The 13,913-nt window shown below is 42.1% G+C and carries 12 protein-coding genes; 5 read left to right on the forward strand and 7 right to left on the reverse strand.

Features of this window, described 5'->3' with window-relative positions; all coding sequences use genetic code 11:
• Position 1 precedes the first annotated feature (1 nt).
• Positions 2 to 961: a carbohydrate ABC transporter permease gene (locus A5877_RS05200; RefSeq protein WP_016621592.1), complete on the reverse strand. Its 960-nt coding sequence runs from the start codon at positions 959 to 961 to the stop codon at positions 2 to 4.
• Between the two features lie 189 nt (positions 962 to 1,150).
• On the reverse strand, positions 1,151 to 2,461 hold the full coding sequence (locus tag A5877_RS05210; protein ID WP_016612696.1) for an ABC transporter substrate-binding protein: 1,311 nt from the start codon (positions 2,459 to 2,461) through the stop codon (positions 1,151 to 1,153).
• A gap of 264 nt (positions 2,462 to 2,725) precedes the next feature.
• On the opposite strand from A5877_RS05210, the gene A5877_RS05215 reads away from it, so the two are divergent.
• The 3 genes from A5877_RS05215 to A5877_RS05225 are packed head-to-tail and all read left to right on the forward strand — an operon-like array spanning position 2,726 to position 6,568.
• Positions 2,726 to 3,382, forward strand: coding sequence for a DUF624 domain-containing protein (locus A5877_RS05215; protein WP_010749870.1), 657 nt, complete (start codon positions 2,726 to 2,728; stop codon positions 3,380 to 3,382).
• Entirely contained in the window at positions 3,351 to 5,120 is a 1,770-nt protein-coding gene (locus A5877_RS05220; RefSeq protein ID WP_008380747.1) for a sensor histidine kinase, read from the forward strand. Before A5877_RS05215 ends, A5877_RS05220 begins: the two co-directional genes overlap by 32 nt.
• Complete coding sequence (locus A5877_RS05225; protein ID WP_005234181.1) at positions 5,117 to 6,568, forward strand: response regulator; 1,452 nt, start codon at positions 5,117 to 5,119, stop codon at positions 6,566 to 6,568. Before A5877_RS05220 ends, A5877_RS05225 begins: the two co-directional genes overlap by 4 nt.
• A gap of 155 nt (positions 6,569 to 6,723) precedes the next feature.
• Here A5877_RS05225 and rhaM read toward each other — a convergent pair whose 3' ends face one another.
• Positions 6,724 to 7,035: an L-rhamnose mutarotase gene (gene rhaM, locus A5877_RS05230; protein ID WP_086316503.1), complete on the reverse strand. Its 312-nt coding sequence runs from the start codon at positions 7,033 to 7,035 to the stop codon at positions 6,724 to 6,726.
• A 39-nt stretch (positions 7,036 to 7,074) separates the two neighbouring features.
• Positions 7,075 to 8,181 carry a glycoside hydrolase family 105 protein gene (locus A5877_RS05235; RefSeq protein WP_008380741.1) on the reverse strand — a complete coding sequence of 369 codons (1,107 nt, stop codon included), beginning with the start codon at positions 8,179 to 8,181 and terminating at the stop codon, positions 7,075 to 7,077.
• A gap of 132 nt (positions 8,182 to 8,313) precedes the next feature.
• On the opposite strand from A5877_RS05235, the gene A5877_RS05240 reads away from it, so the two are divergent.
• Entirely contained in the window at positions 8,314 to 9,198 is an 885-nt protein-coding gene (locus A5877_RS05240; protein ID WP_008380738.1) for an AraC family transcriptional regulator, read from the forward strand.
• A 122-nt stretch (positions 9,199 to 9,320) separates the two neighbouring features.
• Here A5877_RS05240 and A5877_RS05245 read toward each other — a convergent pair whose 3' ends face one another.
• From A5877_RS05245 to A5877_RS17170, 3 genes are all read right to left on the reverse strand, one after another.
• Positions 9,321 to 10,745, reverse strand: a complete 1,425-nt coding sequence (locus A5877_RS05245; protein ID WP_086316504.1) for a 6-phospho-beta-glucosidase — start codon at positions 10,743 to 10,745, stop codon at positions 9,321 to 9,323.
• 11 nt (positions 10,746 to 10,756) lie between these two features.
• Positions 10,757 to 12,613 carry a beta-glucoside-specific PTS transporter subunit IIABC gene (locus A5877_RS05250; protein ID WP_005234172.1) on the reverse strand — a complete coding sequence of 619 codons (1,857 nt, stop codon included), beginning with the start codon at positions 12,611 to 12,613 and terminating at the stop codon, positions 10,757 to 10,759.
• A 213-nt stretch (positions 12,614 to 12,826) separates the two neighbouring features.
• Entirely contained in the window at positions 12,827 to 12,982 is a 156-nt protein-coding gene (locus tag A5877_RS17170; RefSeq protein WP_176273423.1) for a hypothetical protein, read from the reverse strand.
• A gap of 98 nt (positions 12,983 to 13,080) precedes the next feature.
• Here A5877_RS17170 and A5877_RS05255 point away from each other — a divergent pair, with 98 nt between their 5' ends.
• Positions 13,081 to 13,902 (forward strand): MBL fold metallo-hydrolase, encoded by an 822-nt coding sequence (locus A5877_RS05255; protein ID WP_086316505.1) that lies wholly within the window; start codon positions 13,081 to 13,083, stop codon positions 13,900 to 13,902.
• Positions 13,903 to 13,913: the final 11 nt, after the last annotated feature.

A 13,913-nucleotide genomic window follows, 5' to 3' on the forward strand; every position in this document is an offset into this window, starting at 1 on the left:
ATCAAACCTCCTCGTTTTCTTTAAACACCCAAAATTTCGATGTTGCGAACAACAGAATCGTAATCAACCCAACGATGACCAGTAAAATCCACGCTAAGGCTGAAGCATAGCCCATTTTGAAATCGGTAAAGGCTCGTTGATACATGTACAAGGAATAGACTAACGTGCCGTTACGGGGTGAACCCGTCCCATTCGAAATGATAAACGCAGGTGTAAACGTCAAAAAGGCCATGATCGTTTGATAGATCAGATTGAAAAAGATGATTGGCGTCAGGACTGGGACCGTGATATTGAAAAACTGTCTGATTTTTCCTGCCCCATCAATTTCCGCCGCTTCGTAATAATCTTTCGGAATATTTTTCAAACCGGATAAGAAAATCAACATCGACGAGCCAAATTGCCACGCTGCTAATAAAATCAAGGTCATCAACGCTAAGCCAGGACTTTTAAAGAAGTAGATCGGGTCTAAGCCGATCGCCGCTAGCACGCCATTGATCAACCCTGAATCGCCAAAAAGATTCCGCCACATGATCGATACCGCCACGCTCCCACCTAAAATCGAAGGGATATAAAATAATACCCGATAAGCGCCGCTTAATTTCGATGGGCGGTTGATCAGCATCGCCACTGCTAATGCGACGATCAGCCGTAAAGGGACTGCCAACACAACATATTTCAGCGTAACAGTCAGTGACTGAACAAACTTGGGATCATTCGTAAAAATCGTTATAAAGTTATTCCAGCCAACAAATTGCGCCTCTGTCAATAGATCATAGTCATGAAAAGACATAAAAAGAGAAATCCCCATCGGGACGATTATAAAAGCAAAAAAGCCAATGATGAAGGGTGAGATAAATAAGTAGCCTGTAACCATATTCTGTTTTGATTCTGGTAATCGATTAAACCAGCTTTTGAGTTTCCCAGGTTCTTTGGCCGTGGGTGATTTTGATTGTAGTTCCATAATTTTCACTTCCTACCTCCTATAGTTGATTACGCTTACAAGTTGATTTTAACGAAGTACTTCTTAAGAATGAATAGAAAAAAAAGCACAGAAATGTGAAAAACTAGAGGACCTATATTTTTTTCCTCCAGTGCTTCTCCTAAAAAAACGCCTTTACTGAAAAAGTCAGTAAAGGCGCCACAGCTATGCTTATTGATAGTTTTCTGCAAAAATTTCTTCGCAGCGTTGCGTAAAGGCATCATAAGTTTCTTCTGGTGTCATCGTGCCATAAGTGATCTCTGCGTACAGCTCTTTAAAGTACGTGTTGATTTCAGCAAACCCAATTGGTGGGATTGGGGATGGATCACCGACGATGTCTGCAATATCATCTAAGAAATCAGAGGACTCTTGTTCTTCTGGTGTCATGTCGGCATAAAGCAATTCTTTGATGGCATCATTGGAAGGAATCCCCCGCTCAGTACCGATGATCTTATTGGCTTCTTCACTATTCACTAAAAAGTCAACAAACTTCGCAGCTGCTTCTTTTGATTCAGAAGCATTCGCGATCGAATAAAAGAACCCTGGTCGATACGCCATCGCCCCGTTTTCTGAGTCAAAAGGACGAGCCAAATTGATTTCGACATCTTCTGCGGCGGAGGCTTTATAGGTCAAGTATTGATTGGACCAAGTCATCATATAAGCTGCTTTTCCTTGTGAAAACGGATATTGATCCATACTGTTGGCATTGCTAGTCACTTCTGCGGTTGGCATTGCTTTGGCTTCCGTAAGATCTGCGATAGCCCCCATAAATTCAACCCAGTTTTCTTTGGTAAAACCGATCTCTGGTTTGCCGTCTGCATCGTATTGGTATAGATCTTCGCCTTTAGTACGTAAAAAGTATTGCAAAATCGTACTGTTGTCATTGTTATCGTTCCAACCGTAATCACCTGTTGCTTCAGCGATCGCTGCCGTACTTTCTACAAGGTCATCGAAGGTATAATTGCTAAAGTCAATCCCAGTGCCCCCTTGTTCTACCAATGATGGATTGTAGAGCATCGCCATAGTATTGACAGAAGTTGGTATGCCGAAAACGTTTCCATCTAACTCGCCTGTTGCTAAAATCGATTCTTTGATATCATCGGTTTGAATCTCATTGCCGATAAATTCCGACATATCTGCTAATTGATTTTTCGTTCCATATTGCGCAATGTACTGCACATCCATCTGGATCACATCAGGTAATTCTCCAGAAGCCGCTTTTGTCGCTAGTTTTTTCCAATGGTCATCCCAAGAACCATATTCATATTCAACTTTGATGTCAGGATTTTGTTTCTCAAATTCTTTGATCGATTCGATATACTTCTCGTGTCTGACTTCTGAGCCCCACCAGGTAAAGGAAATCGTCGTTTTCCCATCTGCATCAGCTTCTGAGCTTCCGCTACTATTGCCGTTATTGCCACAAGCTGCTAAGGTCGCACCAAGAAACAACAAGCTCGCTGCTTTTAAAAAAGTTTTCTTCATTCTTCTACACTCCTTTTTGTTTGCGCTTACAAGGTGATTGTAATGGAAATCCTCGTTAATAAAAATGAAAAAACAAGAGCAAATATGTGAAAAACTAGACTGTCGTTTTTGCTGAAGGCTAAGCCTTCACGGGCAATAGCTAGAAAAAAATAGAAAAACAGATGAAAAATGTAAAAAAACAGACATGCTCTATTTTTTCCAATATACTATGCTATACTAGCGTTGAAAAGGCTTACTTTTCAAAAAACAAGGTAGGTGGAAACAATGAAAAAAATACAAACCGGACTGTTTCGTCTTTTTACGGTAACAGCTTATTTTGCTAAATTAAACCTTTTATGGCTTTTCTTTACCCTTTTAGGGTTGGGGATTTTTGGCTTCGGTCCTGCCACCGCTGTCACGATCAAATGTTTACATGATTTTCGTAAAACTGGTCATGACTATTCAGCTGTTGCCTTCTGGCAAGCCTACAAGCAAGCCTTTCGCACCTTTTCCCTTTTTGGCATTGGACTATTAAGTACAGTACTCCTGTTGTTGTTTAACTTACGGATTACTCATTTTTTCCCGACTGAAATGGCTTGGCTGCGTCCTGTCTATTTACTTTTAACGATTCTCCTCCTTTACACTGCATTCATCAGCTTTATGACCTATGCCAAAGCCGAACAACACGCTTGGAAACAGACCTTGTACGTCAGTATCTTTCTAGTCTTTCGCTACCCACTGCAAGGCCTTGCCTTGTTGTTTACCTGGTATTTATTGTTTCTCTTATTGACTGCCAAAACCTCTTTGTTACTCGTCTTTGGACTGGTGATTTTCTTGTTCTTCGCTGAATTTTTTCATGGTCAGATGATTGAAAAAACCAAACAATTGCAAGCAAAGCGAGGCAGTGTCCATGAAGTCCCAGAAGCTGATCAATCACTTTAAAAAGCAGCCTTTTGAGCGACAGTTACATTTTGTCTTTTTTGCGACGGTGGCAATTATCGTCTCATTGGCTGTTCTCCTGACCTTAGTTTGGCGACAAGTCTACATGGCGCAGCTGAAAGAAGCCGCGTATAAAGATGTCTCGATCATTTCAACAAATATCGCCAAGCGTTTAACTGCCGTCGAAACCCTCTCTTTTCGCATTATCGATAGTGCACCGATCCAAAATGGCCTACAAAGGATCTTGGCACAAGATTCCTTGCAATCCTTAGAGGCGATCGACCAAAAGAATGCCTTAAGTGCAGAAATCAACGCCCTCGTACGCAATGAATCAACGATTCAAAACGTCTATCTCTTTACCCCAACGAACGAAAACATGATCAACTTTCTAGCCGAGACCGACCATATCTTTAATGGCCAAACCATCAAAGATATGATCGAGACTTTGCCCGATAAGCCTGCCAAAGGGAGTTGGTTTTTTGCAAAGGACCTTTCTCAAGGTGTCTACCTGCGAAAAATCTATTCAACAGCCGATCTTTCTTTAACCTATATTGGTACGGTGATATTTCTAGTGAATACGTCCTTCTTTCGTAACGAGATCGAAAGTCTTCCCATTGTCTCCGAACAAAACCAATTTTTCATGGCGTATCAGAACCAATTTTATAGTACCGCAAATGACGAGCAAACCCTCGCTGCGGATCAAAATACCTTGCAGCAAAAAATGGAAACCTTCCAGCGATCGATCGGCTCCATGACGTTTGATAATCGCCAGTACTACTACGCAATGGATCGGAAGACGATGCCGAATATGACCTTCATTTATTTACTGCCTGAAAATCAAGTCTTAGCTGATCTTTATAAACTACAAGGCCTTTCCATCGCTGTGAGTTTGCCTTTTTTATGTTTGATTATTGTTGTGATTCGGAAAATAAGCAATCAGCTGACCCGCCCTTTAGCTGACTTGGCTTCGCAAATGGCCGTTCTGCGGAAAACGAAAAAACTGGCCTCTTTAAAGACCCTCGCTGTCCCAGAAAATAGTCAAGAAGAGATCATGGTCCTTTATGAAAGCTACAATACGATGATCGATGAATTAAATGCCTTGATCAAGGACAATTATGAAATGCGTATATTGTCCCAAGAAATCGAATTTAAAGGATTGCAAGCGCAATTAGATCCACATTTTCTATACAATACGTTAGACTCGATCAACTGGATCGCCATTGAAAATCAGCAGTGGCAGATCTCAGAGATGGTCACCTCCCTTGCCTATTTGTTTCGAAAAAAAATCGATACCAAGTCTGACTTCACAACGCTACAAGATGAATTAGATATCGTGCACGCCTATATCAATATTCAAAACGTTCGCTTCGGGAAACGGATCGAGTATATCGAAGTAATTTTGGTGAATGACTTGTCCTTTAAAATTCCTAAGTTACTGATTCAACCATTGATTGAAAATGTCTTTAAATACGCCGTCAATGATATGAAGGAGACGTGTCGCCTCGTCCTTACGATTGAACAACAAGCAACCTTTCTCCAAGTCAGTGTCTCTGACAATGGCCCTGGTTTTAAAGCCAACTTCTCGATTGAAAAAGAAGGCGGCATCGGATTGACCAATATTCAAAAACGATTGCAACTGCATTATGGTGATCAAGCGTCCTTAGCCATCGTCTCCTCGATTCCCTTCAAAAAGACGACGGTGCGCTTTGTGATCCCCTTAAAAGGAGTGAGTGAAACATGAAAAATATCCTCGTTGTTGACGATGAACCCTTGATAGCAAATGGTGTGGCTAACCTCGTTGCTTCTTTTGATTTCCCATTAGTGGTCAAAGGAATTTACACAGACAGTGAAGAAGCCTTGGCATTTTGTCAGCAAAACACCATCGACATCGTGATTACCGACATCAATATGCCTAAAGTCAATGGACTTGCCTTGATCAAAAAATTAAAAGCCATCAATCCTGCGATTCAAATCATTATTTTGACAGGCTTTGGCAGCTTCTCCTTTGCCAAAGAAGCGATGGCTTTAGGGGTCAAATTTTTCCTTGAAAAACCTGTTTTTCCGAGCAAGCTTTCAGAAGCGTTGGCTGAGACGATCGAACGTTCTGAACGTCGTCAAATGGAATCTACCCTCTATTTAAAACAACAAATTGAACAATACATCAATAGCTGCGGAGAAGAACCGCTGCCTGAATCGTTCGTTTTTCCATTTTGTATGTACTTATTTGATTCGAAATTCTATCACGCCATCGCCAAGCGGATCGAAAGCTATGAGAACCATCACGAGTTGGTGATCGGTCATCAAAACAAAGTTGGCTATATCCTGAACTTCAGTACGGAAAATACCTTTAATCTCTTTTTTAAAACGAAGGTACAGGCTGCGCATCTAGGAAAAGGGATCGCCATCAATTGCTGGGTCGAAACCCCCGAAAAATTTTTACTCAGTTATCATTTAGGCAAGCGGAACTTGGATAAGGAGTTTTATTTTGATACCTTTGAAGTCATCCAAGAAGCCCAAATCTCACAAGAAAATGTCTATGAAAATAGTCTCTATATGGAATACCGTGAAAAACTTTTGGCATTGATCGACAAAGGCGAACTGACTTTAGCCCAAGTTCTTACGGAAAACTTTTTTTCTACCTGTCGCATGGAGCTTTACCCTGTCCAACTATTGCGGCTGCAGGTCAACGATTTGTTATCGGCAATTTTTGAAAACCATCGCATCAAAAAAGACATCTACTTTGATGACTATTCCCCAAAGATCATGCTCTTGAATAATTGGCACGAACTCCAGTTTATGCTGCTTCACTGTATCGATTTGATGCGGGGCAGCTTAGACGATAGCGAGAACATGCAGCTGTCCCAAAAAGTCAACCTGATCATCGAAGAATATTATGACCATGAAGCATTGTCATTGAAATGGATCGCCGCCCATCTTTTGTACTTAAATCCTGAATACTTAGGAAAAACCTATTACAAAGAAACCGGGATTCGCTTCAATCAAAAATTAGCCGAATACCGCATCCAAAAAGCACAAGAACTGCTGAAGAAAAACTACAAAGTCTACGAAGTGGCAGCGATGACGGGCTTTAGTAATGCCCCCGAATATTTTGTTCAAACGTTTAAAAAGATTACCGGTATGACACCAAAGAAATTTTTGAAGCAGCAAGAAAAAGCACTTCTCTCTTAACGTTTCTTCTATCCGAAATGACTGTGTTGCTATTTCAACAAAAGAGGTAGTCCGCTCACATTCGTGAGCGAACTACCTCTTTGACTAACCAGTAATTGATGTCAAACAATTGATGCGACCGTGTTCGTTTTAAGAAATAAACATTTTTGTCTAGCTTACAGCGTAAAGACTTCCTTTAACTCCTGTGTCACTGGCGAATCATCCGGATTTGTTTCCATAAGTTCTGCCATGTACTGCCACCATTTTTGGTTGATCTCGGTTGCCGCTAACTGCTGCCAGCGGGTTTCATCTTCAATCTCAAGGTAGCCAAACAACGCAAGGCTTTCTGGATCTAAGAAAACCTGGTAGCTTTTCGCCCCGTGTGCTATGAGCTGCTCTTTTAGTTCTGGCCATAGTTCGCGATGCCGTTTTTCATATTCTGCTTCATAACCAGGATGTAGCTTCATCCGAATCGCTTTTTTGATCATCTTTGTCTGCTCCTCTCTTTATTACGTAAGGTGTTTAACTTAACAAAATGAAACCAATAGTTCAGTAAATGCTAAAACTGTCAGTGATTGCCCGTAAGGCATTGCTGTAATCGCGATGTTTTTGTAGTACTCCAAGTCTTCTCCCATTCCAGTACCGATGGAAACATTTTGGACTTCTCCATCTTCTGCGACTTGTTCGATCAAACCGGCTAACGCTTTATAGGCAACATCTTCCCAAGCTTTGTCAATGTAACGCTTATGAACGGCTTTTAAAATCCCATAGGCAAAACCAGCCGTCGCAGAAGCCTCCACATACGAGCTAGGATCATCTAACAAGGTGTGCCACAAACCACTTTCATCTTGCATTTCTTGCAAGGCAGCTAGTTGGTCTAAGAGGGTATTGATCAAGAAGCCTCGTAACGCATCTCCTTCTTGCAAGTCGAGAATGTCAATGATCTCAGGAATCGCAATGGTGATCCAGCAGTTGCCTCTTGCCCAAAGCGCTTGCGCATAATTGTGGCGTTCTTCAAAGGTCCAGCCGTGGAACCAAAGACCAGTTTTTTTATCAACTAAGTATTTGATATGGATCATAAATTGTTGTTTTGCTTCTTCGATATAGGCCGGACGATTCAGCAACATGCCAATTTTCGCCAAAGGCAAAGCGGTCATCATCAAGGTATCGTCCCAAAGCTGGTTGCGATTTTCTGGTCCATAGGTCGCATGCTGCAGACCATTTTCATCGGTTCGCGGCATATCATGCATGACCCATTCCGCCCATTGTTCAAGGTACGGCAAGTAACGAGAATCTTTGGTGTCTTCATAAAGATACGCCATTGCCAAAAGCGGCGCCATCGTGTTGACATTTTTAGGCGGCGCGCCTTCTAACATCCGCTGCTCAAACCATTCTTCCACAACTTGGAGCGCTTTGGGATTTTTGGTGATTTGGTAGTTTTTATAAATGCCGTATAGTCCCACCCCTTGCGGCCAGTTCCAAATCCCCCAGCTTTTATCATCAACGATCAAGCCGTCAAAGTCTAATAGAAATTCGCCATTATCATCCTTGATCGTCGTTAAATTTTCGATCATGCGATCAATTTTTTCTTCTACAACACGTTTTTCCACAAATAACTGTTCTAAAATCACCATTGGGTTCATCCTCTCATTTCTCTTTGATAGATTGATCGTAACACGCTTACATTTACACAAAAATAGCAGTTATTGACACTTTACTATCTATTCTTGTATGATAAAAACAAACGAGTACGAAAGGAGCCAATCATGGAGAAGCAAAGTGCGGATACGATGATCAACGATCGTTTTGAGGCCTTTCATATCAAAGACATCGTAGAAGAAAACAATACCCTTTATCATTACCATAGTTTTTATGAGATTCACTGTACCTTAAAAGGATCAGCGGTCTTCTTTATCGATGGCGGAGAATTCCCTCTAGAACCTGGTACGATCATCTTGATTCCTCCAAACGTCTTGCATCGAATCGTTCATCAAACTTCTGATTTTTTCGAGCGAACCTACCTGTATATCAATCCTAGTTATCTCGCTGCCCTCTCCACTACCCAAACAGATCTCACTGCCTGTTTTCGTAGCAACGGCGGCATCAACAGTCGTATTTTATCGATCGATGCCGACCAACTAGACCAGCTATTGCGTCCTTTACGCAAAAAAACGGATAGCAATTATGGCACCGACTTACTTTATCAAAATCATTTGATTGCGTTTTTGATTTCCATCAATACGATTGCCTATCAGGAAAAAGAACCGCTATTTTTATCCGACTCACTCTATAAAAATAAAGACATTTTGGCTGCTATTACCTATATCAATCAGCATTTGACCGCTGATCTCTCCTTAGAGACCGTCGCCAAAGCCCTTTTCATGAGCCCATACTCGCTTTCAAGGACCTTCAAAAAAGAAACTGGCGTCGCCTTTCATGCCTATGTGGTAAAGAAACGACTCTTAAAGAGCAAAGAAATTTTACGTAAAACCAGAAGCGCCACCGCCACGTTCGAAGCTTGCGGCTTCAACTCCTATACCCATTTTTTACGCTGCTTTAAACAAGAATTTCAGCTGACACCAAAAGAATTTTTACAAGAAGAAGCCCAAAATCAGTTTGTCCGTTTTACGCATTTTGCAGGGAAAAAATAGCAAGCCGTTGCAAAGCGCCAATCATTGGCTCGTGAAAAAAGAGTTGCTGCTTCCCTTTCCTGATGTTAGATGACACAATACAAAAAGAATGACACGAGGAAATGTGTCATTCTTTTTGTATGCTATAAAACTTCCCCATTTGAAGCGATCACTTTTTTATACCACTCAAAGGATTTTTTCTTGGTTCGTTTCAAGGTGCCGTTGCCTTGATCGTCTCGATCCACGTAGATAAAGCCGTAGCGTTTACTCATTTGACCGGTGCTGGCTGCTACAAGATCAATACAACCCCAAGTAGTATAACCAAGTAGTTCCACGCCATCGATCGTCACTGCATCTTTGAAGGCTTGAATATGTTTTTTTAAATAGTCGATCCGATAATCGTCTGCGACAAACCCATTCTCATCAGGGGTATCGATCGCCCCTAACCCATTTTCTACGATAAACAACGGTTTTTGATAGCGATCATACAATTGATTCAATGAATTTCTCAGTCCTAACGGATCAATCTGCCACCCCCACTCAGTCGATGATAGATGTTCATTTTTAATTGATGGAAAGAGATTCCCTGTCGCTTGCGCATAGTCTTCTGGGTGGGCACTGACCGTTCGCGAACAGTAATAAGAAAAACTGACAAAATCAACAGGAGAAGCCTCTAAAATCGCCTCGTCCTCAGGTGTTATTTTGATTGTTAAGCCTTCTCGCTCAAATTTTTTCAAGGCATAATTGGGGTATTTGCCTCGGGCTTGCACATCGATAAAGAAATAGCCTTCGCGATCACGATCGATTGCTTCTTGATAATCTTCAGGTCGGCAAGTATAAGGATAATGACTGCCACCAGCCAGCATACAACCAACTTGATTGGTCGGATCGATTTCATGAGCCTTTTGGGTTGCTAAGGCACTGGCGACTAACTGATGATGCGCTGCTTGGTATTTGATTTCTTGACGATTGTCCCCTTCTTTAAAGACGATCCCGCCACCTACAAAGGGCTGATGCAGCAAAATATTGATTTCATTGATCGTCAGCCAATATTTGACCAACCCGCGATAGCGTTGGAAGACGGTTTCCGCATAAGTCACATAGAAATCAATGAGTCGGCGATTTTTCCAGCCACCAAATTCCTTGATCAAATGCAGCGGAACATCGAAGTGGGCAATCGTGACTAATGGCTCGATTTGATGTTTTCTCAATTCTTTGAAGATTTTCTCATAAAAAAGCAGTCCTTCTTCGTTGGGCGCTTCGTCATTGCCATTCGGAAAAATCCGTGACCAAGAAAGTGACATCCGATACACGTTAAACCCCATTTCGGCAAAAAGGGCAATATCTTCCATATAATGGTGGTACATATCAATGGCCGTTTGGGCTGGATAAAAAGAATCTTCCTGCCATTCCAACATTTCCAGTTCACCCGCAGCGACCTTTGCGCGATCAGGACCAGTTGGTAAGAGGTCGACATTTGATAAGCCACGTCCTCCTGCTAATACACCACCTTCTGCTTGATTGGCAGCCGTTGCACCGCCCCATAAAAAATCATCTGATAATCCCATGTTATTTCCTCCTAAACTTTGACTACAAGTACTTCCTCTTCTTTAGCTACCAAACCTTCTTTCACACGTTCGACTGCGGTATATTGTGGTGTATTGGTAACGATGATCGGTACTTGTGTGACATATCCTGCAGCTTTTATCTGCGGTACATCAAACGTCAGCAATCGCTGCCCTTTTGTAACTTTTTGCTCTGCTTCTACTAAAGCATCAAAATACTGACCATTTAGTTCCACTGTGTCTAAACCGACATGGATCAACAATTCGATTCCGGTGTCTGAAACCAAGCCAATCGCGTGTTTGGTAGGAAAAACAGCAGCGACTTTTCCATCAAAAGGCGCAATGACTTCACCGATGGGTTCATCGACCGCAAATCCTTTTCCGAGTGCTTCAGAAGCAAATGCGTCATCTTTGACTTGATTCAACGGAATCACGATTCCCGGTACAGGATTGATCAAGCCGGTATCTTCTAGTACTACTGCTTTCATCTCCGGAACATCAATTGTCACTTTTGTTTCATATTTGAAACTTAAGACATAGGTAACGGCCCCACTCACCACAGCTGCAATCACCAATGCGATAATGATGTTCCAAAAATAGCGCATCGTATCATCACCGATATATAGTAAGACTGCTGGGAGACCAGACGAACCGGTCGCAAAGCGATGCGTATTGGTCAAGCCAGCATACAAACCACCAGAAGCCCCACCAATCATTGCCGCAACCAACGGATATTTTTTGGGCAAATTGATGCCATATAAAGCGGGTTCGGTAATCCCCATGTAGGCAGTGATTGCCCCTGATACCGCCAACTGCTTAGTTTTTTTCTCTTTCGTACGCAATGCGACAACTGCTACTGCGGTTGCTTGAGCAATGTTTGAGACCAATGCCCCTGGACCAAAAATACTGTCATACCCAAGTTCTGCCATTTGCATCACCCCTAAAGGAGCAATCCCATTGTGCAATCCAAACATCACCATGATTGGCAAAAAGCCCCCAATCAAAACCGCTGGAACCCAGCTAGCATGGACACTTAAGAAGGTAAAGAATGTTGCCAAATAACCACCCAAGATACTACCGATCGGTCCAAATAGCGAGAAGGCTAATGTACCCATTATCAAGAATGTTAGCATCGGAACAAAAACCAGCTCCACTGATTTTGGAATCACTTTGTTCAAAAACTTTTCGACATACGATTGGAAAAAAATCACGATCAGGATCGGAATGACTGATCCCGTATAATTTGCTAATGTAAAAGGAATAACCCCAAAAAAGTGAACGGGTTCGCCTGCTGTGACCAAGGCACCCCAATTAGGATGCATCATCATAGCAGCCACTGAAGCCGCTAAAATCGGATTGCATCGCAATTTTTGTGCCACAGTGAAGGCCAGGATCATTGGTAAGAAGAAGAAAACACCATCTGCAAAAAGATTCAGCATGTAATAGGTTTGCGAATCAGCCGTGATCACATCAAAAACGATCAATAAAGCCAAAACTGCCTTAACCATTCCGGCACCGGACAGTGCGGGAATAATTGGTTGAAACGTTCCTGCCACAAAATCGATCACTGCAGCTGCTGGTCCTTTTTTCTCCCCAGGTTCCGACGCCCCTGATGATTGAAGCGAAACCAATTTTGTGACTTCTTCATAGACATCTTTGACATGTGTTCCGATCACGACTTGATGTACCCCTGCGTTATTGATGTATTTGGCAACCCCATCGAGCGCCTCTAGTTCTCCTTGATCTATACGCTTTTCTTCATTGACTTTAAAGCGCAATCGGGTTTGACAGTGATAGGCATCCGTGATATTTTCTTGTCCCCCCAGATACTGGACGATTTTTTTTGCTAATGATTGATAATTTTCACTCATACATTCCACCCCTAAATAAATTTCAAAGAAAATCTATGTTGTATGTGCTTACCGGTATAACATACTGTTCTTTCTGCCAGCAATGTACCATTTATAGAGAGCGTTTCCAATATATTTTCCTAAAGACGAAATGGATTTCATCTTTTCATTAAAAACCGCTCTTTTTTCGAAATCCATTCCATTAAAAGACCAAACATCGCCTTGACGAAGCCACTAGAAACAATGATATAATTTACTAGATGATTGTGTTACTTTTGATTTATCGCGATCATAATAGGCTTTTTCAACGTAATGGCCCCACCAACCGAAAAAGAGCGCCCCGATGATCCCGCAACAACGGATCAAACCACTGCTTCTTCCCCCAACCATTGAAGCAATCCTTACTGAATCAACGATTTGGTCTAGCCTGTTATGAACGGCTATTCTAGGTTGGATTTATAAAAAAAAGGCGAAGGGAACGAAGAAACATGACAAACGCGAAACAAGCAATACCCCCAAAAACGATTCTCTTTCATGAAGAAGCTTTTCAAAAAACAGATCAAACGATCATTCGCTGGTTAGGAAACTCCGGTATTCTTCTAAACAGCCGTGGTACATGTATCATGGTCGATCCGGTCTTAGAAGGATTTGACCTGCCGTTACTGATCGATCTGCCAATCAAACCGGCGGCAGTCCCTCACTTAGATGCGGTATTGATCACCCATTCAGATAATGATCACTACGGCATTCCGACGATTGAAAAATTAGTCCCGGTTACCGATAGCTTCCATGGACCCAAATATGTTGCCGAACTTATGCAAGAGCACTTTCAAGTTGCTGCCCAAGGTCACGAAATCTATGATTCATTCACCGTTAAAAATTTGGAGATTTCTTTAACAAAGGCGTATCACCTTTGGCAAAATGAGACGACAAAATTTGACCGTGTCTTCCAAATTGAGGACTATTGCGGCTTTTGGATCGATACTCCGGATGGTTCCTTGTGGATTCCTGGCGATTCTCGTCTTTTACCAGAACAATTAGAGATGCCTCAACCAGATGCGATCTTGTTTGACTTTAACGACAACGCTTGGCATATCGGCTTTGAGAACGCCGTGAAACTGGCAAATACCTATCCTCATGCTGAATTGATCCTCTCCCATTGGGGAACAGTGGATGCTCCGCATATCGATGCTTTTAATGGGGACCCTGAAGCTTTGTACGATCGGATCGTCAATCCGAAACGGATTCGTCTAGTTGCTGCCGGTGAGCCGATCGAATTGAAATCAACCACTTCCAACAATTTAGAATAGGGAAAAAGGAC

The sequence above is a fragment of the Enterococcus sp. 3C7_DIV0644 genome (assembly GCF_002141235.1).
GTDB classification, from domain to species: Bacteria; Bacillota; Bacilli; order Lactobacillales; family Enterococcaceae; genus Enterococcus_D; species Enterococcus_D entomosocium.